20 protein-coding genes are annotated in these 20,304 nt (G+C 68.5%); 14 read left to right on the forward strand and 6 right to left on the reverse strand.

What is annotated here, in order from left to right:
* Positions 1-149: 149 nt before the first annotated feature.
* The 5 genes from dnaK to H7V21_RS14015 all read left to right on the forward strand — a co-directional run bounded on the left by dnaK (position 150) and on the right by H7V21_RS14015 (position 5,204).
* Entirely contained in the window at positions 150-2,066 is a 1,917-nt protein-coding gene (dnaK, locus tag H7V21_RS13995; protein ID WP_188054321.1) for a molecular chaperone DnaK, read from the forward strand.
* A 107-nt stretch (positions 2,067-2,173) separates the two neighbouring features.
* On the forward strand, positions 2,174-3,283 hold the full coding sequence (gene dnaJ, locus H7V21_RS14000; protein ID WP_188054322.1) for a molecular chaperone DnaJ: 1,110 nt from the start codon (positions 2,174-2,176) through the stop codon (positions 3,281-3,283).
* Between the two features lie 54 nt (positions 3,284-3,337).
* Complete coding sequence (locus tag H7V21_RS14005; protein ID WP_188054323.1) at positions 3,338-3,958, forward strand: hypothetical protein; 621 nt, start codon at positions 3,338-3,340, stop codon at positions 3,956-3,958.
* Positions 3,955-4,590: a hypothetical protein gene (locus H7V21_RS14010; RefSeq protein ID WP_188054324.1), complete on the forward strand. Its 636-nt coding sequence runs from the start codon at positions 3,955-3,957 to the stop codon at positions 4,588-4,590. The genes H7V21_RS14005 and H7V21_RS14010 overlap by 4 nt, the downstream gene beginning before the upstream one ends.
* A gap of 134 nt (positions 4,591-4,724) precedes the next feature.
* The gene (locus H7V21_RS14015) at positions 4,725-5,204 is read left to right on the forward strand and encodes a glycine zipper 2TM domain-containing protein (RefSeq protein WP_262503892.1); all 480 of its coding nucleotides are present in this window, start codon (positions 4,725-4,727) and stop codon (positions 5,202-5,204) included.
* Positions 5,205-5,291: 87 nt separating this feature from the next.
* On the opposite strand, the gene H7V21_RS14020 is transcribed toward H7V21_RS14015, so the two are convergent.
* Genes H7V21_RS14020 through purB form a run of 3 tightly spaced genes read right to left on the reverse strand, consistent with a single transcriptional unit; the run spans position 5,292 to position 9,775 of the window.
* The gene (locus H7V21_RS14020) at positions 5,292-7,874 is read right to left on the reverse strand and encodes an HWE histidine kinase domain-containing protein (RefSeq protein ID WP_188054325.1); all 2,583 of its coding nucleotides are present in this window, start codon (positions 7,872-7,874) and stop codon (positions 5,292-5,294) included.
* Positions 7,875-7,877: 3 nt separating this feature from the next.
* Positions 7,878-8,465: a biliverdin-producing heme oxygenase gene (locus H7V21_RS14025; protein WP_188054326.1), complete on the reverse strand. Its 588-nt coding sequence runs from the start codon at positions 8,463-8,465 to the stop codon at positions 7,878-7,880.
* Complete coding sequence (purB, locus tag H7V21_RS14030; protein WP_188054327.1) at positions 8,462-9,775, reverse strand: adenylosuccinate lyase; 1,314 nt, start codon at positions 9,773-9,775, stop codon at positions 8,462-8,464. Before purB ends, H7V21_RS14025 begins: the two co-directional genes overlap by 4 nt.
* A 205-nt stretch (positions 9,776-9,980) precedes the next feature.
* Between purB and H7V21_RS14035 the strand changes: the two genes are divergently transcribed.
* Entirely contained in the window at positions 9,981-10,469 is a 489-nt protein-coding gene (locus H7V21_RS14035; protein ID WP_188054328.1) for an EF-hand domain-containing protein, read from the forward strand.
* 76 nt (positions 10,470-10,545) lie between these two features.
* Here the strand turns inward: H7V21_RS14035 and radC are convergent, their stop codons facing one another.
* Entirely contained in the window at positions 10,546-11,229 is a 684-nt protein-coding gene (gene radC / locus H7V21_RS14040) for a RadC family protein (protein ID WP_188054329.1), read from the reverse strand.
* A gap of 101 nt (positions 11,230-11,330) precedes the next feature.
* On the opposite strand from radC, the gene H7V21_RS14045 reads away from it, so the two are divergent.
* From H7V21_RS14045 to H7V21_RS14080, 8 genes are all read left to right on the forward strand, one after another.
* Positions 11,331-14,492, forward strand: coding sequence for a YdbH domain-containing protein (locus H7V21_RS14045; protein ID WP_188054330.1), 3,162 nt, complete (start codon positions 11,331-11,333; stop codon positions 14,490-14,492).
* Between the two features lie 44 nt (positions 14,493-14,536).
* Positions 14,537-14,704, forward strand: coding sequence for a YnbE family lipoprotein (locus tag H7V21_RS14050; RefSeq protein ID WP_262504110.1), 168 nt, complete (start codon positions 14,537-14,539; stop codon positions 14,702-14,704).
* Entirely contained in the window at positions 14,704-15,081 is a 378-nt protein-coding gene (locus H7V21_RS14055; RefSeq protein ID WP_188054331.1) for a YdbL family protein, read from the forward strand. Before H7V21_RS14050 ends, H7V21_RS14055 begins: the two co-directional genes overlap by 1 nt.
* 167 nt (positions 15,082-15,248) lie before the next feature.
* Positions 15,249-15,572: an AtpZ/AtpI family protein gene (locus H7V21_RS14060; protein ID WP_188056573.1), complete on the forward strand. Its 324-nt coding sequence runs from the start codon at positions 15,249-15,251 to the stop codon at positions 15,570-15,572.
* A 63-nt stretch (positions 15,573-15,635) separates the two neighbouring features.
* A complete protein-coding gene (locus H7V21_RS14065) occupies positions 15,636-16,394 on the forward strand; it encodes a F0F1 ATP synthase subunit A (protein ID WP_188054332.1) in 759 nt (252 codons plus the stop codon).
* Between the two features lie 41 nt (positions 16,395-16,435).
* Complete coding sequence (locus tag H7V21_RS14070; protein ID WP_188054333.1) at positions 16,436-16,663, forward strand: F0F1 ATP synthase subunit C; 228 nt, start codon at positions 16,436-16,438, stop codon at positions 16,661-16,663.
* Positions 16,664-16,736: 73 nt separating this feature from the next.
* Entirely contained in the window at positions 16,737-17,231 is a 495-nt protein-coding gene (locus H7V21_RS14075) for an ATPase (protein WP_188054334.1), read from the forward strand.
* Positions 17,224-17,859 carry a hypothetical protein gene (locus tag H7V21_RS14080; protein ID WP_188054335.1) on the forward strand — a complete coding sequence of 212 codons (636 nt, stop codon included), beginning with the start codon at positions 17,224-17,226 and terminating at the stop codon, positions 17,857-17,859. The genes H7V21_RS14075 and H7V21_RS14080 overlap by 8 nt, the downstream gene beginning before the upstream one ends.
* 96 nt (positions 17,860-17,955) lie before the next feature.
* Here H7V21_RS14080 and H7V21_RS14085 read toward each other — a convergent pair whose 3' ends face one another.
* Together H7V21_RS14085 and H7V21_RS14090 are read right to left on the reverse strand one after the other, a co-directional pair.
* Positions 17,956-19,398: a S41 family peptidase gene (locus tag H7V21_RS14085; RefSeq protein WP_188054336.1), complete on the reverse strand. Its 1,443-nt coding sequence runs from the start codon at positions 19,396-19,398 to the stop codon at positions 17,956-17,958.
* 41 nt (positions 19,399-19,439) lie between these two features.
* A complete protein-coding gene (locus tag H7V21_RS14090) occupies positions 19,440-20,291 on the reverse strand; it encodes a GyrI-like domain-containing protein (protein ID WP_188054337.1) in 852 nt (283 codons plus the stop codon).
* Positions 20,292-20,304: the final 13 nt, after the last annotated feature.

The raw sequence follows: 20,304 nt of genomic DNA on the forward strand, positions 1-20,304 counted from the left end.
CTCAAAACGGGAAATCGGGACATTTTCGTAGAAGCGACGCGATCTTGCGGCAAGCCGAACCGCACCTATATCGCGGATCAGACCGGCACGTGCCGCCATTTTCGGGGCGCGGGCCGCATGAATTTCAATACGGGGGCCAACGAGGGACCATGGCTAAAGTTATCGGTATCGATCTGGGCACGACCAACAGCTGCGTTGCCGTAATGGAAGGCGGCAAGCCCAAGGTTATCGAAAATGCGGAAGGCGCGCGCACCACGCCGTCGATCGTCGCCTTCGCCAAGGATGGCGAGCGGCTGATCGGCCAGCCGGCCAAGCGCCAGGCCGTCACCAATCCGGACAACACCGTCTTTGCGGTGAAGCGCCTGATCGGCCGCCGCTTCGATGATCCGGTGACGAAGAAGGACACCGAGCTGGTGCCCTATGACATCGTCAAGGGATCGAACGGCGACGCCTGGGTGCAGGCGGGCGGCGAGGATTATTCGCCGTCGCAGATCTCGGCGTTCATCCTGCAGAAGATGAAGGAAACCGCCGAGAGCTACCTCGGCGAGACCGTCAGCCAGGCCGTCATCACGGTTCCGGCATATTTCAACGACGCCCAGCGCCAGGCGACCAAGGACGCCGGCAAGATCGCGGGCCTCGAGGTGCTGCGCATCATCAACGAGCCGACCGCGGCGGCGCTGGCGTACGGGCTCGACAAGGACAACAACAAGACGATCGCGGTCTATGACCTCGGCGGCGGCACCTTCGACATCTCGATCCTCGAGATCGGCGACGGCGTGTTCGAAGTGAAGGCGACCAACGGCGACACCTTCCTGGGCGGCGAGGACTTCGATTCGAAGCTCGTCCAGTATCTCGCCGACGACTTCAAGAAGGCGGAGGGGATCGACCTCACCAAGGACAAGCTGGCGCTGCAGCGGCTGAAGGAAGCCGCCGAAAAGGCCAAGATCGAGCTGTCGAGCGCGCAGACCACCGAAGTCAACCTGCCGTTCATCACCGCCGACCAGAACGGCCCGAAGCACCTCGTCAAGCAGATCAACCGCGCCGAGCTGGAACGGCTGGTGGACGACCTCATCCAGCGCACGCTCGAGCCGTGCCGCAAGGCGCTGGCCGACGCCGGGGTCAAGGCGAGCGCGATCGACGAAGTGGTGCTCGTGGGCGGCATGACGCGCATGCCCAAGGTGCGCCAGGTGGTGAAGGAATTCTTCGGCAAGGAGCCGCACACCGGGGTCAACCCCGACGAGGTGGTGGCGATCGGCGCGGCGATCCAGGCGGGCGTGCTCCAGGGCGACGTCAAGGACGTGCTGCTGCTCGACGTGACGCCGCTGTCGCTGGGCATCGAGACGCTGGGCGGCGTGTTCACCCGCATGATCGACCGCAACACGACGATCCCCACCAAGAAGAGCCAGGTCTATTCGACTGCCGACGACAATCAGCAGGCGGTGACGATCCGCGTCTTCCAGGGCGAGCGCGAGATGGCGGCGGACAACAAGCTGCTCGGCCAGTTCGACCTCGTCGGCATTCCGCCGGCACCGCGCGGCGTGCCGCAGATCGAAGTGACCTTCGACATCGACGCCAACGGCATCGTCAACGTCAGCGCCAAGGACAAGGGCACCGGCAAGGAACAGCAGATCCGCATCCAGGCTTCGGGCGGCCTCAACGAAGCCGACATCGAGCAGATGGTGCGCGACGCGGAGAAGTTCGCCGAGGAAGACAAGAAGCGCCGTGCGGATGCCGAGGCGAAGAACAACGCCGAGAGCCTGATCCACACCACCGAGCGCCAGCTCGCCGAGAACGGCGACAAGGTCGATGCCGGGCTGAAGTCCGAGATCGAAGCGGCGATCGCCGAGACCAAGAGCGCCGTCGAGAGCGGCGACGCCGAGGCGATGCAGAGCAAGTCGCAGAACCTGGCGCAGGTTGCGATGAAGCTCGGCCAGGCGATCTACGAGCAGCAGCAGGCCGGCGAGGCGCAGCCTTCGCAGGCCGGCGCGGCCGCGGGCGGCGAAGCCGGCTCGGAAGAGGAAGTGGTCGACGCCGAGTTTTCGGAAGTGGACGACAACAAGGCGTAAGGGCGCATGCAACGGTTCTCGACTTCGCTCGAACCGAACGGGAATAGGGGCCTCACCCTTCCGTTCCTCCCGAGCGAAGTCGAGGGGCGTTTGCGGGCGGGGCACGTATGACCACTCAAGTCGACTATTATGAACTGCTCGGCTGCGAGCGGACGGCGGACAATGCAACGCTGAAGTCCGCCTATCGCAAGCTCGCGATGCAGTATCATCCGGACCGCAACGGCGGATGCCGCGACTCCGAGGCCAAGTTCAAGGCGGTAAGCGAAGCCTATGACGTGCTGCGCGATCCGCAGAAACGCGCCGCATATGACCGATTCGGCCATGCCGCCTTCCAGAACGGCGGCGGCGGCGCCCAGGACTTCGGCGCGTTCAGCGACATCTTCGAAAGCGTGTTCGGCGAGTTCATGGGCGGCGGCCGGCCCGGCGGGCGGCAGACGCGGCGCGGCGCCGATCTGCGCTACGACATGGAAATCACGCTCGACGACGCGTTCCACGGCAAGGCGGCCGAGATCACGGTCGATGTCTCCAGCGCGTGCGACAGTTGCTCGGGTTCGGGCGCGGCGCCGGGCACCAGCGCCCAGACCTGCGGCATGTGCAAGGGCATGGGCAAGGTCCGCGCGAGCCAGGGCTTCTTCGTGGTCGAGCGGACGTGCCCGACCTGTCATGGCGCGGGCGAACTGATCCAGGAACCCTGCGGCCGTTGCCGCGGCGAGGGCCGAGTCGACAAGACCAAGACGCTGTCGATAAACGTACCGCCGGGCGTGGACGACGGCACGCGCATCCGCCTGACCGGCGAAGGCGAGGCCGGCGCGCGCGGCGCCCCGGCGGGCGATCTCTACATCTTTCTCCACGTCGCCAAGCACCCGATCTATCAGCGCGAGGGCACGACCTTGTTCGCGCGCGCGCCGGTGAGCTTCACCACGGCGGCGCTGGGCGGCGAGATCGAGATTCCGGGGCTGGACGGCGAGGTCCACACGATCAAGGTGGCGCCGGGCACCCAATCCGGGCGCGAGCAGCGCCAGCGCGGCGCCGGCATGCCGGTGCTGCAGGGGCGTGGACGCGGCGACCTGGTGGTGACGATCGAAGTCGAGACGCCGACTCGCCTGTCGGCGCGGCAACGCGAGCTGCTCGAGGAGTTTCGCGCGATCGAGACCGGCGACGAATGCCCGGCGAGCCAGGGATTCTTCGCCAAGGTGCGCAAGGCGGTCGGCGGCTGAACGCTTGACCGTTCCCCACGCGCGCGACACCCTCGCGCCCGAGGGAGAAGCGGCATGGGGACTGGTGGTTGGGCAATCGCCGGGGTGGCGGCGTGGATCGGAGCTGTCCTGCCGGTGCAGGCCGAATCCGCGCCACCTCCGCCTTTCCGCCCCGACGTTGCGCAGATCCGACGCGTCGATGCGCAGGCGGGGCAGGCGGCGCGGGTCACTCTCGAGCATTTCGTCTACGGCACCGGTGCCGGGTCGCTCCACTATATCCTTAACGGGGTGGATGACGGCTCCGGCTATTTCTGGCTGAACGGGACGGCGCCGGGATCGCTGTACGCCTGGCTGAACGGGACCGGCCCGGCGACCCGCTATTTCTGGGAGAACGGCACCGGGCCATGGAGCCGCTATTACTGGGAATATGGCACCGGGCCGGGCAGTCGCTTCGCCTGGGAGAACGGGACCGGGTGCATGTCGCGGTTCGGCTGGGTCAACGGAGCCAGGGCGAACGGTGCCGCATGCCCGCGGCCGGGCTTTGAGCTCTTCTATGTCGTCACCTGCACCGCGGGCGTGCTCGACATCGAGCCCTGCGACTCGATCGACCGGGCGATCGGCCAAGCCGGCGGAGACGTGCCGGCCCAGATCGAGCGGTTGCGCGCACTGACCGCGCGGCAGGCGGGCGCCCGATGACGCGCTTCCCGGTTCTTGCCGCCGTGAGCGGCGCTGCACTGCTGGCGATGCCTGGCGCCGCGCACGCCGGGCAGGAGGCGCCGACCGAAGCGGCGCTGATCGCCTGCGGAATCCCCGCCGAGCGGGTTACGAGCCTCACCGACGCGGCAGTGGGAATCGTCGAGGCGACGATCACCGGCGAGGAACCGCTTCCTGAGGAAGTGCTGGCTTGCGCCGTACGGGTCGAGGCGGAGGGCGGCTATGGCACCCATCTGCGGTTCGACAGCGTGGACATGGCCGGCCGCTCGGTCGAGCTGGGCGAAGAACTGGAGCCGTTGCGCGTCCACCATGAAGGACTGCGGCAGCTCGACAGGCTGGGCCTGCGCGAGGGTCTGCCGCTCCAGGATCCCGCCAGCGAGCCGCTGGCGGCGTTCGCCGCGCGGCTGGAGACGCATTGCGGCGCCGCCCAGCCCGGGACGCTGATCGCGTCGTCCGACGGCCGCTATCTGACGCTGAGCGCCGCGGCGCTGGCCGACCCGCCCGCGCCCGAGGAGTTCGAGTGCCTGAGCGCGGCGGCAGCGGGATCGAACCTGTGGGAGCAGGGCATTTTCTTCGGCTTCGTCGCCAACGAGGAGGCGGGCGCGGCGGAGTAGCGACGGTTCGTTACCCGGCCGAAACTTGCTGAACGGCGGCTGTCGGGCGAATTCAGACAAGGCTCAGCGCGACTCGGGTCTTATGGCCTTCATCGCGGCGCACCTTGCGACCGCGGCAAGACAGGAGGCTCGTCATGCGCAAGCTCGCTCTTGGTTTCATTCTCCCGATTCTCGCGGTGCCCGCGATGACCGTCGAGGCGTCGGCGCAGCGGTACAACGACCGCGCGGATCGCTACGCCGAAGATCATAACTACAACGGCTATTACGACCGCTACGATGCCCGGCGGGACCGCCGCGAGGCGCGCCGTGCCGATCGGCGCGACTATCGCCGCTCGGAGCGGCGCCAGGATCGCCGCTACGCCCGCTATTACGATAACCGCGGCTATTATAACGGCCCGGTGTGGCGCGGCGACGGCGGCCGCTATTACTGCCACCGCGAGGACGGAACGACCGGCACGGTGATCGGCGGCGTCGCCGGTGCAGTGATCGGCGCAGGCGTCGCGGGTCGCGGCGACAGCACGGCCGGTGCGATCATCGGCGGCGTCCTCGGCGCGGTGCTGGGCAATTCGATCGATCGCAACGAGGATCGTCGCGACGGCCGCCGCTGCCGCTGAGGCAGCCGGACGTGCCGGACGCGCCGGGCTTTCCGGGGAAGGATCTTCGGGGCCCGGCGCGGGCGGCGACGGCTTCGCTCGCGGCGATCAGCGCCCGAGCACTTCCCCCAGCGTCCACGCCATGTTGCCGGCGGTATAGGGCTTCTGGATCACCGGCGCGTCCTGGTGATCGGCAGGCAGCTTGAGCTGCTCGCCATAGCCGGTCGCGAAGACATAGGGCACGCCGGCGGCGCGCAGCGCATCGGCGATCGGCATGCTGGTCTCGCTGCCGAGATTGAAATCGAGGACGGCGATCTCGAAACTGTCCTGCTCGAGCTCGTCCAGCGCCTGCGCGATGCCCGCGGCCGTCACGACGCGCGTTGCGCCGAGATTCACGAGGATGTCCTCGGCGTCCATCGCGATGATGAGACTGTCCTCGACCAGCAGCGCATTGCCGGAAAGCACCGGGCGCGCCTTGGGTACCGAGGGCGTTTCGAACGCGCGCGCAGTGGGATCCGAACCCGCCTTGGGGACCGTTCCATCGACCGTGACCTGCCGCGCGGGAATGCAGAAATCGGCCTCGAGGCCGGTCACGGGATAGCGGACATCCGCCTTGCCACCCAGATCATAGGGAATCGAGCGCTGGATGATGGTCGTGCCGAAGCCCTGACGGCTGGGCGGCTGGACCGCCGGCCCGCCGCGCTCGCGCCACTGGAGGATGCAATCGCCCTCGGCGTCGAGCTGCCAGGTGACGTGGACGGTCCCGCTGTCGGCGAGCGCACCATATTTCGCCGAATTGGTCATCAGCTCGTGAAACACGAGCGCGAGCGTGGAAAAGGCGGCCGGACGCAGCAGGATCATCGGCCCGTCGAGCGCGACGCGGCCCGCGCGTCCCCCCAGATAGGCGGCGGCTTCGGTCTCGATCAGCCGCGCGAGCGGGGCGGGACTCCAGTTGTCCTGAGTGATCTGATCGTGCGCGCGGGCGAGCGCTTCGATCCGCCCTTCGAGCAATGCCATATAGCTCGCCGCCTCGACCGCGGGATCGCGCGACTGGCGGACGAGGCCGCGGATCAGGCTGAGAATGTTGCGGACGCGGTGGTTGAGCTCGGCGATCAGCAGTTCCTGCCGCTCGGAGGCGCGCCGCCGCTCCTCCTGCGCATCGTCCGACAGCCGCAGCACGACTTCGATCAGCGACGCGCGCAGCATCTCCGCCACGCGCAGCTGCGGGTCGGTAAAGGGCTCGGACCGGCCGCGCACTTCCTGCCGCCACGCGTCGAAGCTCTTGCGCGGCGTGAGCCGGGCGCCGTTCGGGCCGAGCTGCGCCGGCTTGTGCGGATCGCCGCCCCAGGTGACGTTGCGCACCCGCTCCTGACGGAACAGCAGCACATAGTCGCGCGGGCTGCGCGAGACCGGAATGGCGAGTAGGCCGGCGCCGAGGCCGGCGTACTCGGCGGCCTGCGGCAGGATCTCCGCCAGGTGATCAGTCGCAAACACGCGGCCCGCCGCCATGGCGTTCAGGCGCCGGACGATCGCCGGCATGGCATCGGCGGGCGGCGTCGCGCCGCTCATCGCCACCTTGCCGTCGATCCAGATCGCGATGCCGTCGCACGGCACGACTTCGCGCATGATGCCGCCCAGCCACTCGGGATTGTCGAGCAGCGTGGCGTCGCCCGCGACGGCGGCGAGCAGCCGGTCGCTGGTCCCGCGCGCGGCGGTTTCATAGGCCGACAGCGCCTTGCGCTCGCGGCTCTCGAGCTTGAGCGCGAACATCTGACCGAACAGCTCGGCGATCGAGCGGCGCTCGAAGCCGGGGCAGCGCGATCCGCTGTAGTGATGGCACGCGAACAGGCCCCAGAGCTTGCCCTCGACGATGATCGAGATCGACATCGAGGCGCCGACGCCCATGTTCTTCAGATATTCAATATGGATCGGCGAGACCGAGCGAAGCACCGAAAGCGACAGATCGAGCGGCGCGCCGGTCTCGTCGCGCTCGGGGACGATCGGCACCGGTTTTGCCTCGACATCGGCGATGAGGCGGAACGGCGTGCGCAGATAGAGCTTGCGGGCCTGCGCCGGAATGTCGCTCGCCGGATAGCGCAGATCGAGAAAGCTGCCGATGCCCGAGCGGGCGGCCTCGGCCACGACGATGCCCGATCCGTCGCGATCGAACTGATAGACCATCACGCGATCGAAGCCGGTGAGCGCACGCACCTGGCGCGCGCCCTCCCGGAAATAGGCGGGAAGATCGGGCGTATCGTCGAGCCGCGCCATCATGCCGCGGATCGCGCTGGCCGGATCGGTATGCGCGTCGACGTCGCTCGGCTCGCCCTCGATGATGATCGTGTCTTCGACCATGTGCACGGCGAAGTCGAAGCAGCGATCGGGCTGGTCGGCGAACAGCGCCAGGCCGAACACACGCTCGACCGCATCGGCGCCGCGCAGCATGGTCAGGCGGTTGCGCAGCGTGTGGACCACCGTGGCCGACATGTGCTCGGTGAGCGGGGTGCCGAGCATCTCCTCGGCGGGGATGCCGAACGTATCCGCCACATTCGCCGAGGCGCGCTTGACGAGCCAGTCGCTCGAAACGGCGATCAGGAACCCGAACGGCTGGATCGCCCCGAGCTCGTGAATCGGCTCGCGATCGCAGTTGGTCAGGTCAACCTGAAACGCTTCTTCTTCCCGGTCCGCCACGCGCTACACTTTCGCCAGCCATTTCCGGCCGGCGGTTTCGAACGCTTCGAACACGTCGAGCGCTGCATCCACGGCGGTACTCAAGGCATGCGGCTCGTACAGGACCGCGTCGAGCTTGGAAAGCAATTTAGGCCAGTTTCCGCGGGCTTGATCCGCATCAAGATAGCGACGGGGAAAGCCGGTGGCGAGTTGGCGCGCGAGGAAGCGGCCGCCCAGGCGCGAGCCTTCGAGCACATAGAGCGTGCCGGCGATCGTCGCCTGATCTGCGCCTGCGCCGGTGTCGAGCGGCGGAGTGCCGCCGGTCCCGAACGGTGCGCCAGGGGCGGGCGGAGCGCCGGCAGGTCCACCGGCGAGTTCCGCCAGATCCGCCTGCAACGCCGCGCCGCGCCTGCGCTCCGGCCAGTCGGCCGTCACCGATTCGGCGCCTGCGCGGTCCAGCGCCGCTTCGAGCGGAAGCAGGACCTCGGCATGCGCGGCAAGCATCGCCGCATAGTGTGCGCGATCGGACAGGTCATAGCCCGCGAACACCGCATCGACACGCTCGTGCGCGCCGCGGGTGCGCTCGCGCAGCGCCTTATGGGCGGGGTTCATGCGCCGAAGACGCGCTCGAAGATCGTATCCACATGCTCGAAATGATAATCGAGGTCGAAACGTTCCTCGATCTGCGACGGAGTGAGCGCGGCGGTCACTTCGGGATCGGCCTTGAGCAGTTCGAGCAGCGACTTCTCGCCGTCGCTTTCCCACACCTGCATCGCATTGCGCTGGACGAGGCGATAGGCATCCTCGCGGCTGACGCCCGCCTGCGTGAGCGCGAGCAGCACGCGCTGCGAATGGACGAGCCCGCCCATGCGATCGAGGTTCTTCCGCATCCGCTCGGGATAGACGACGAGCTTCTCGACCACGCCGGTGAGCCGAGCGAGCGCGAAATCGAGCGTGATCGTCGCATCCGGGCCGATGAACCGCTCGACCGACGAGTGGGAGATGTCGCGTTCGTGCCAGAGCGCGACATTCTCCATCGCGGGCGTGACCGCGCTGCGTACCATCCGGGCCAGGCCGGTGAGATTTTCGGTGAGCACGGGATTGCGCTTGTGCGGCATCGCCGAGCTGCCCTTCTGGCCGGGCGAGAAATATTCCTCGGCCTCGAGCACTTCGGTGCGCTGCAGGTGGCGCACCTCGGTCGCGAGCCGCTCGATCGAGCTGGCGATGACGCCGAGCGTCGCAAAGAACATCGCGTGGCGATCGCGCGGGATCACCTGAGTCGAGACCGGCTCGATCGTCAGGCCGAGCTTGTCGGCGACATGCTGCTCCACGCGCGGATCGATGTTGGCGAAGGTGCCGACCGCGCCCGAGATCGCGCAAGTGGCGACGTCCGCGCGCGCGGCGAGCAGCCGTTCGCGGTTGCGCTGGAACTCGGCATAATAAGTGGCGAGCTTGAGTCCGAAGGTGACCGGCTCGGCATGGATGCCGTGGCTGCGCCCGATCGTCGGGGTCAGCTTATGTTCATGTGCTTTCGCCGATAAGGCACTGAGAAGATTGTCGATATCCTCAAGGAGGATGTCGGAGGCACGGGCTAGCTGGACGGCAAGACAGGTGTCGAGAACGTCCGAGGAGGTCATTCCCTGATGCATGAAGCGCGCCTGATCGCCGACGTTTTCGGCAACCCAGGTGAGGAAGGCGATGACGTCATGTTTGGTCACTGCCTCGATCGCGTCGATCCGCTCGACATCGATCTTCGGATCGGTGGCCCACCAGTCCCACAGCGCCCTGGCGGCATCGCGCGGCACCACACCCAGTTCCGCCAGCGCATCGGTGGCATGGGCCTCGATCTCGAACCAGATGCGGTACTTCGCCTCGGGCGCCCAAAGCGCGGTCATGGCCGGGCGGGCATAGCGGGGGACCATCGAAACCTCTTCGGATGTGCGGGCAACTGGTCGCAGCCAGGGAACCGAACTGCGATGAGCCGAGCCCTAGCAGGGACGAATCGCCCCCGCAACGGGTTGAAAATGGAACAAGCTGACGGGACGATATGTTGAAGCGCCGATTATCCTAGCGCAGTCTCAAGTAGTTTTCAAGTCGAATGGTTGATTAATAGGAGTATAGATTTACATGCTGAAGCAGTTCCTTTTGGCCGGTTCCATGATGATCGCCGGTCCTGCTCTTGCGCAGGACATGGCTGGTCAGGACTCGACTTCGCAGCAGCAGGCGACGATGGCGGAGACCCCGGCGCAGCAGCAGTCCCCGGCGCAGGATACGCCCGCCACGACTCAACCCCAGAGCCAGCAGTCCGCCGCCGCGGCGCAGGTCGCGCAGCTCGTCGACAGCGAGTGGGAGCTTTATGACACCAACGCGAACAATGCGCTCGAGCAGAGCGAGTTCGCAGCCTGGATGATCAAGCTGCGCCAGGCGTCGGACCCGAGCTTCACCGGCACCAGCGAAGAAGCGGTGGCGTGGCTGAACGGCGCGTTCGGCTTCGCCGACAAGGATGAGTCGCAGAGCATCAGCAAGGTCGAGATGATCACGCTGCTCACGCCCGCGCCCGCCGAGCAGGCGCCGGCCGAGCAGGGCGCGGAAACCACCGACTCGCCCGCTTCCTAAGCAGCGCGAACGGTTACGACAGGCGGCCGCCGGGCTTTTGTCCGGCGGCCGTTTTCATGTGCGCCGCCGGTGCGGGCTACAGCACACCCATCGCGCGCAGGCTGGCATGGCCTTGCGTGCCGAGGATGATGTGATCGTGGAGCACGATGCCGAGCCGCTTGCCGGCTTCGGCGACATTGCGGGTGATTTCGATATCGGCGCGGCTGGGCGAGGGATCGCCCGAGGGGTGATTGTGAACGAGGATGATCGCGGCCGAGCCGAGATCGATCGCGCGGCGGATGACTTCGCGGACGTAGAGCGCGGCTTCGTCGACCGAGCCTTCGCTCATCAGCTCGTCCCGGATCAGCATGTTTTTCGAATTGAGATGAAGCACCCGCACGCGCTCGATCGCGTGGTGCGCCATGTCCGCGCGCAGATAATCGAGCAGCGCCTGCCAGTTGGCGAGCACCGGCCGCTCGGCGACCTGCGCGCGCAGCAGCCGGAGCGCGGCGGCGTGCGCGGCCTTCAGCGCGGCGGCCGAGGTGTCGCCCATTCCCGGCACGCGCGCCAGCGCCTCGGCATCGGCGGTGAGCAGCCCGGCGATTCCTCCGAATTCGTGCAGCAGCGCCTTGGCCAGCGGCTTGGTGTCCCGTCGCGGGATCGCCAGCGCGAGCAGATATTCGATCAACTCGTGATCGAGCAGCGCATCGGGCCCACCTTCGAACAGCCGCTGGCGCAGGCGCGCGCGGTGGCCGCTATTGTCGGGCGGAGGGGCTTGCATCGACGGCGATGCTAAGACGGCGGCTGGCGCTGCGCAATCGGGCTTGCAATAGAGCTCGTTGGGACGGCGCAACGTTCCGGCGTGCGTGGAGTTGTGGCTGAGTGACGGACGAGGGCGCAACGAAGCGGCGGGGGTGGCGCAAGCGGCGGTGGACCGCGAGCGCGCTGCTGGGGCTTCTGCTGTTCGCGCTGCTCGCCATCGGAATCGCCTGGCTCGACCGAGTGCGGATCGCCGACGACTTCATCGCGAAGGAGCTTGCCCGGCGGGGCGTGGCCGCGCGCTACACGGTGGAGGAGATCGGCCTCACCCGGCAGCGGCTTACGGATGTGGTGATCGGCGATCCGGCGCACCCCGATCTGACCGCCGACTGGATCGAAGTGAATACTGCGCTGGGTCTGTTCTCGGGCGCGCGCGTGACCGGCATCCGCGTCGGCACGGCATGGCTCCGCGCGCGGATCGAGGACGGGCAGGTCTCGCTCGGCGAGATCGACCGGCTGATGCCCGAGCCTTCCGGCAAGCCCTTCGCCTTCCCCGAGCTTCATGCGGAGCTTGGCGACGTGCGGGTGCGGCTCGAGACGCCGCAGGGGCTGGTCGGGCTCAAGCTGACCGGCAGCGGGCGGCTCGACGACGGCTTTCGCGGGCGGATCGGCGCAGTGGCGCCGAGGCTGGCGCTTGGCGGCTGCACTGTTCGAGACGTGGCGCTCGCCGGAGCGGTGGCGATCCGCGACGGCGCGCCGGCGCTCGACGGGCCGCTGCGGGTCGGCGCTGCCGACTGCGGCGACATGCGCGGTGAGACGCTGCGCGCGGATTTGGAGCTGGCGCTCGATGCCCAGCTTTCGGCGTGGCGCGGCGACGCGCGGCTGACGCTGGCGGCGGCGCAGATGCCGCAGCTCCGGCTCGGCGGGATTTCCGGCACGATCGGCTTCGCAGGCGATGCGGAGCGTACGGCGGGAAGCGTCGATCTGGCGGCGCGCGGGCTGGCCAGCGCGGCGGCGCGGGCCGCTTCGGTGCGGCTGCGCGGCCGCTATGCGCTGGGCGACACGATCGGATTCGACGGAGCGGTGGCGGCCGAGGGCATCGCGCTGGCGCCCGACACCCTCGCGGATATCGCGCAGTTGCAAGCCGCCGGAGACGGAACGCCGGTCGCGCCGCTGCTCGACCGGCTGGCGCGGGCGCTGGCCGCCGCCGGACGTGCGGCGCAAGGCCAGGCGCAGATCGTGGTGGCGAGCGGCCCCGAGGGCGGAGCGGTCCGCATCGAATCGCTTTCAATCGACGCGGCGAGCGGAGCCGAGCTGCGGATGACCGGATCGCCTGCGCTGGCCTGGCGTTGGCCCGACGGCGGGCTGTTGATCGATGGCGTGGTGACCACTGCGGGCGGCGGGCTGCCCGAGGCGCGGATCGCGCTCTCTCAAACGGCCCCGGGCGCGCCGGTGACCGGCGTGGCGCGGATCGCGCCCTATGCCGCGGGCGGCGCCCGGCTGGCACTGACGCCGGTGGCGTTTCGCGCCGGACCGGACGGGGCGACGCAGATCGAGACCCGCGCGACGCTGACGGGGCCGCTGCCCGACGGGCGTGTCGAGGGTCTGACGCTGCCGATCGACGCGCGCTGGAGCGGGGGCCGCGTGGCGGTGAATCCCGGGTGCGTGCCGGCCGGATTCGAGCGACTGCGGCTTTCGAGCCTCACGCTGGCGCGCACACGGCTTGCGCTCTGCCCGCTGGAGGGCGCGCTGGTGACGGTCACTAACGGCGCCGTTTCGGGCGGGGCGCGGATCGCACGGCCGCGGCTCTCCGGCGCGATCGGCGGCACTGCGCTGACGCTGGCCGCCGAGGAGGCGCGCTATGCGCTCGGCGGATCGCGCTTCGCGCTGAGCGACGTCGCCGCCCGGATCGGGGCGGGCGACAGCGTCACGCGGATCGACGCCGAGCGGCTGGACGGGCGCGTCGGCGGCGGTGCGCTGGGCGGCGGCTTTGCAGGGGTGTCGGGGCAGATCGGGCAGGTGCCGCTGCTGCTCGGCGGCGGGGCCGGCGACTGGCGGCTGGAAGGAGGGCGGCTGACGCTGGACGGCGGGATCGCCGTCACCGATGCGGCCGAAGCGCCGCGATTCAATCGCCTCGTCAGCGACGATGTGGTGCTGACGCTCGCCGACAACCGCATCGTCGCGACCGGCACGCTGCACTTGCCCGACGACACCACGCAGGTCGCGGCGCTCGATCTGCGGCACGATCTTTCGAACGGCGCGGGCGAGGCCGTGCTGACGGTCGACGCGCTGCGGTTCGAGGTCGGCGGTCTCCAGCCCGAAGCGCTCACCCGGCTGACCTATGGCGTGGTCGCCGATGTGGAGGGCAGCATATCGGGGCGCGGCATCATCCGCTGGAATGGCGAGGGCGTGACGAGCGAGGGAGGCTTCCGCACCCAGGGCGCCGATCTGGCCGCCGCCTTCGGATCGGTGAGCGGGCTGACGACCGAGATCCGGTTCGGCGATCTGCTCGGCCTGGCCACTCCGGAGGGCGAGACGCAAACCGCGACGGTGGCGCTCATCAATCCGGGTATTCCGGTCGAAGCGGGGACGATCCGCTACCGGCTGCTGGGCGAACAGCGGATCGCGATCGAGGAGGGGCGCTGGCCGTTCGCGGGCGGGACGCTGGTGCTCGAACCGACGGTGCTCGATTTCGGCCAAAGCGTGCCGCGGCGGATGACCTTCCGGCTGATCGGCGCGGACATCGCCCGCTTCCTGAAGGAAATGGAATTCGACAACGTCGCCGCCACCGGCACGTTCGACGGCGTGCTGCCGATGGTGTTCGACGCGCGCGGCGGCCGCATCGTGGATGGCGAGTTGAGCGCGCGCGACGGCGGCAGCATTGCCTATGTCGGCGAGCTGACGCAGGAAGACCTCGGCTTCTGGGGGAATTATGCTTTCCAGGCGCTGCGCTCGCTGCGGTACCGCAGCCTCGAACTCGGGATCGAAGGCCCGCTGACCGGCGAGATGGTCACGCGCATCCGCTTCGCGGGCGTGCAGCAGGGGGAGGGTGCGCAGCGCGACATCATCACGCGGCGGCTGGGCAGCCTGCCGATCGTGTTCAACATCGAGATCCGCGCGCCGTTCCGGCAACTCGCAGGCACGGTGCGCGGCTGGTACGACCCTTCGGTCCTGATCGATCGCAACCTGCCGCGACTGCTGGAAGAGCAGGAGGCGCGGGACGCGAAGGCGCCCGATGATAGCAAACGACCCGTTCAGCCTAAGGAAAGCGAGACCGTGCCATGAGCGTAACGGAGAAGAATATGGGTGGAAGAGGGTCGGTGATCCGGATGCTGCTGGTTGCGCCCGCGCTGTTGATCGGCGGCGGCTGCGTCACCATCAATGCTCCAGACAAGCCGATCGTCATCAACCTCAACATCGCGATCACGCAGGAAGTCGTGTATCGTCTCGACAGCAAGGCCCGATCGGTGATCGAGGACAACCCGGGGATTTTCTGATGCAATTCGCAGCATCCATCGCACTGGCTCTCGCGCTCGCCGCGCCGGCAGGCGCCGTGGCGTTTCAGGATCGCGATCCGGCCTATGCCGCGGCGCGCGCGGCGGGGCAGGTGGGCGAGCAGCCCGACGGCTATCTCGGCGTCGTCGGCAGCGGCACGCCCGCGCTGCGCTCGATGGTCAGCGACATCAACATCCGGCGCAAGGCGGCGTACACGCGCGGCGCGCAGGAGAATGGCTCGACCGTCGAGCAGTTCGCGTTCGTATCGGGCTGCCGGCTGATCCTGCGTACCGAAGCGGGCGAGAAATATCAGGCGCCCGACGGCACGTGGATGACTCGCGGCAGCGGCCCGCCGGTACGTGATCCGCGCTGCATCTGAGGCGTCTGGCCCGCGCGCCGGCGGGCAGCGCCTGTGCGCTTCGGACCCGCACGCGCCGCACGAGTGTTGACTCGCCCGCGCCCCCTTTCTAAACGGCCCCTGCCTTGGCGGGATCGCTCGCCGTTCTGCGCTTCTTCCCCCAGGATCGATACCAGGAGAAGCCGCGCATGGCGGAGAACGAAACCGGGCAAGACGATCCCTATGGCGCCGAAGATGCTCGCCTGACGTCGCTTGAAGAGCGGCTGAAACATGCGCAGCACGCGGAGGCGGTCCGGACGGGACGCGCGACGAAAACGTCTGACGGGGGCTATTCCCAGGGCAACCGCGTCCTCGCCGCTTTGATTGGGTCGCTTGCCGGCAGCGCGCTGGTGGGGTGGGTTCTCGACCGCCTCCTCGGCACGACGCCCTGGCTCCTGCTCGTGGCGCTGTTCCTCGGAATTGCGGTCGCGTTCAGGAACATCATCAGGATGGCAAGCGAACGCCCGGAGTGACCGGGCGTTTGGCATATCAGGGGTTTGAAGCGCGTGGCTGAATCGGGTTCCAAAATCGATCCGATGCATCAGTTCCTGATCGAACCGGTGTTCGGCGAACACTGGATCGTTGGCGGATATGATCTTTCCTTCACCAACAGCTCGCTGTGGATGGTGATCACGCTGGTCGTGCTGTGGGGCTTCATGTTCCTCGGCATGAAGGGCGATCTCGTCCCCGGCCGCTGGCAGGCGGCGGTGGAGAGCTTCACCGGCTTCGTGAAGAACATGCTGCTTTCGAACATCGGGTCCGAGGGCACGAAGTTCCTCCCCTATGTCTTCTCGCTGTTCATGTTCATCCTGGTGGCGAATATCCTCGGCCTTGCGCCGATCGGGCTGGTTCCCGGGTGGCATCCGTTCACCATCACCAGCCATCTGACCGTCACCGGCGTGCTGGCGATCATCAGCTTCGCGCTGGTGCTGATCGTCGGCTTCGGCCGCCACGGCTTTCATTTCTTCAGCCTGTTCGTGCCGCACGGCACGCCGGTGGTGATGATCCCGCTGATCTTCGTCGTCGAGCTGATGAGCTTTCTGGTGCGCCCCTTCTCGCTGGGCCTGCGACTGTTCGTCGCGATGACCGCGGGGCACATCCTGCTGAAGGTGCTGGCGAGCTTCGTCATCACCGGCGTCAATTCAGGCGCGGGCTATGCCGCGATCGTCAGCCTGCCGAGCTTCGCGCTGATGATCGGCATCACGCTGCTCGAGCTGCTGGTCGCCGCGATCCAGGCCTATGTGTTCGCGCTGCTGACGTCGGTGTATCTGAACGACGCCGTGAACCTGCACTAAGTGTTTCCAACAAGAACGTATCTGCCAAAGGAGTTTGAATAATGGACGCTGAAGCCGCAAAGCTGCTGGGTGCGGGTCTCGCCGCGATCGGCATGGGCCTCGCCTCGCTGGGCGTGGGCAACGTGTTCGCCAGCTATCTCGAAGGCGCGCTGCGCAATCCGTCGGCCGCCGACAGCCAGCAGGGCCGCCTGTTCATCGGCTTCGCGGGCGCCGAGCTGCTCGGCCTGCTCGCCTTCGTGACGATGATCATCCTGGTGTTCGTCGCCTAACCAGCGACCTTTGCGGCGGCGCGCGGGGCACGGAGCCCGGCCGCCGCCGTGACGACAAAGCTACGGGACGCCGATGCCTCAGATAGAACAGCTCGCTTCGACCTATGCGTCGCAAATCTTCTGGCTGCTGATCATTTTCGGCCTGACCTATTTCGTGGTCGGGCGGGGAATGGTGCCGAAGATCGAATCGACGGTGCAGAAGCGGGATACGCAGATCGCCGAAGACCTGGCCGCCGCCGAGCGTGCGCGCGAGGAAGCCGATGCGGTCGAGGATCGCTGGCGTGCCAAGATGGCCGAAGCGCGCACTGCCGCGCAGGCCGAGACGAACAAGGCCAAGGAGGCTTCCGCCGCGGATGCGACGGCGCGGGTGCGCGCCGCCGATGCCGAACTGGACGCGAAGCTCGAGGCGGCCGAGGCGGAGATCGCCAGGGCGAAAGCCGAAGCGCTCACCAGCCTGGAAACCGTGGCCGCCGAAGCCGCGCGCGACATCGTCGCCAAGCTGTCCGGCGTCGAGGTGAGCGAGGCGGTCGCCGAGCAGAAGGTGCGGGAGGCACTGGCACATGGCTAATCCGAACCTGTCCCCCGCCGATGCCGCGGTGCAGGAGCATCTCGACGACGCGGCATCGACCATGCCGCTCGCGCCCGAGAGCGAAGTCTATGGCGAAGCGCATTCGCCGGCCGGCGAGACGCACGCTGCCGAACCGACGATCGGCGGGTTCGCCGATGCGACCGTTATCGTTGCAGTCGCCGCGCTGGTGACGATCCTGGGCATGCTCTGGAAGAAGGTGCCTGCCGCGATCGCCGGCGCGCTCGACAAGCGGATCGCCGAGATTCGCGCGCAGCTCGACGAAGCGAAGAAGCTGCGTTCCGAGGCCGAGGCACTCAAGACCGAATATGCCGCCAAGGCCGCCGCCGCCGAATCCGACGCCGCCGCGATGCGCGAGAATGCGCATGCCGAGGCGGCCGCGATCGTCGCCAAGGCGAAGGAAGACGCCGATGCGCTGATGGCGCGTCGCGCGCGGATGGCCGAAGACAAGATCGCCGCCGCCGAACGCGCGGCGATCGCCGAGGTGCGCGCCAAGGCCGCCGATGCCGCCGCAGGCGCCGCTGCCGCGATCATCGCCGAGAAGCACGGCGCCGACGCCGATCGCGCGCTGATCGACCGCACCATCGCAGGGCTCGGCCGGCTCAACTGAGCTTCCGCAGCACGATGAACCGACGCCCGCCACGAGCGCCGTGGCGGGCGTTTTCGTGTGCAACGCGCGTGCGCCCCGGGCGACCGCCCGCTCGTGTCAGGGCTGCCGTGCGGCAACCAGTGCGGCGGGCAGCGCCGCTTCGAGCAGGCGCGTGCGCAGTGCGTTGCTGTCGCTGGCGCGCCAGCCGATCAGCACGTCGGGAATGATGCCGGCCACTTCGTTCGATCCGTCGCGGCGGAAGCGTGCGCAGTCGGGCAGTTCGAGCACCGCGCCGCTGTTGGGCAGGGTGGTGGGCGTGCCCCCCCAGGTGTGGCCGCAGCCTGCGCCGCCGGTACGGCTGCCGAGGACGATCGCCGCATCATTGTCGCGCAGCAGGGCCGTGAATTCCTCGGCTGCCGAGAAGGTCTTGTCGTCGACCAGCACGATCAGCGGCGCGCGCCAGACGCCCTCGCGCCACGGATGCGCTTCCTGCGCGATGCTGAACACATGGACGCCCCAGTCCTTGCCCGCGAACTCCTGCGGCGGGGCGGCGGCGATCAGACCGGTGGCATAGCCCGCGCTGCCGAGCCAGGCGCAGCCGGCCGCGGGGTCGCAGGGCGTTTCGGCTTCGAGGCGCGCGGCGTCGGCGCGTGCGATCCAGTCGGCGAGGCGAGCACGGTCCTCGGGCGCTGCGGTTTCGGTGGCTTCGCGCAGCGCCGCGGCGGTGTTCGCCCATTGCCGCGCCCAATGCTCGCCGCGCACGAACCCGACGCGCGCCGATTCGAGCCGCCGCGGCGTGAGCATCCGCGCGGCGGCCTCGGCCCATTCGCTGCCGCCGCCGTTGCCGGTGAGATCGACCAGCAGTGCCTGCGCACCCGCCTCGCGCAATTGATCGAGCCGGGCGATCAGCGCGAAGTTGAGCCGGCGATAGGCTTCCGTGATCAGCGCCCCCTGACAATTCTCGTTGCAGGGCTGGTCGACCGGCAGGCCGAGCGCCGCGACCGATTCGGTGCACAGCACGGGAAAGGCCGCGGGATCGAATACGGGAATGCGCAGCACGCCCAGCATGGTGCCGTTCACGTCGAGCAGGCCGGTCGGCAACAGGCGTTCGTCGGCAACCGGGCGATAGGCGGGCAGCGCCGCCGCGATGCCCGCGCGACCCCGGTTCGCGTCATAGCCCTGCGCGCGGCAGAAGGCGGCGGCGTCGGCCGGCGGAGCCGCCTCTCCCGGCGCGGAAGCGGGCGCGATGGGCGAGGCGGGGCGCGGCCAGCGCAGCGCGACATGACCGTCGTTCAGGCCGGCGAGAAGCCGGTCGAGCGTCGCGCGTGCCTCGGCATCGCTGCCCGCTGCGCGGACCTGCACCTCGATCGCGTCGAACGCCCGGTCGAGAGGAATTCCGCGCTCGCGCTCGATCCACTCGCGATTGGCATATTTGGTGAGGAAGGCGGTGCGCATCGCCGCCACATCCTCGAGCCATGGCTGCGGATCCCACGCCGGCTGGGCGAGCGCGGGGAGCGGCGTCAGAGCGGCGAGCGCCGCTGCGATTCGGAGAGCGATCATGCAAGGCGTATTGCTATAGTAACACGCCTTGTGCAAGCGGCTCAGGCGATCGGGAGATAGATGTCGGCGCGCTGATCGGCCTCGGCGACTTCGTCCGGATCGTCGAGATAGTGGAGCATCAACGGCGCGTCGGCGGGCTCGACTCCGGCGGCGAGCGCGATCAGCGTGAGCCGATCGATCTCGGGCTCCAGCGTGCCATAGCCGCCGACATGGTGGAGCCGCAGCCAGCGGCGCGGCTCGGCGCGGGTCGCGCGGATCGGCGACACCGGATCGGCGGGAGGCGCGAGCACCGCAAGCGCGGCATCATAGACCTGGTCCTCGGCGGGTACGTGATCGACGTCGTCATGTTGAAAGCCGAGCAGCGCCGAGACGTTCTCGGGACCGCCCGCATGCTCGAACAGGAAACCGTAAACGCCATGGAGCTGCATCGGATCGCCGACGTGGCGCATCACCAGCACGTCGAAGCCGGGCGTGTGCGCGACTTCGAGCGTCAGTGCTCCCGGCGCAGCGGGCGCGGCCAGGATGGTGAAGGCGGCGTCGAGCCGCTCCGGCTCGGAACGCAGACCGCTGGGCGAGGCGTCGAGCGCCTGGCGCATCGCCTTTGCCAGCGCCTGGCTGCTGGCGAATCCGGCCTCGTGCGCGACCTGAGTGATCCGGGCCTGCGGATCGCGCAGCCCGGCAACCGCATGGGCGAGCCTCAGCCGCCGTACTGCCTCGCCGGGCGCTTCGCCGGTGAGCAGGCGGAACACGCGATGGAAATGGAATTTCGAAAGCGCTGCGGCGTCGGCGAGTTCGTCGAGCCGCACCGGCTCGCCCGCGTCGATCCGCGCCGCCATCAGCTCGGCCGCGCGGGTGACGCGCGCCAGAAGTGCCTCGGTGTGCGGATCATGCATGCGGTTCCTCCCT

The organism is Sphingosinithalassobacter sp. CS137 (genome assembly GCF_014334115.1).
Classification (GTDB): domain Bacteria; phylum Pseudomonadota; class Alphaproteobacteria; order Sphingomonadales; family Sphingomonadaceae; genus Sphingomonas.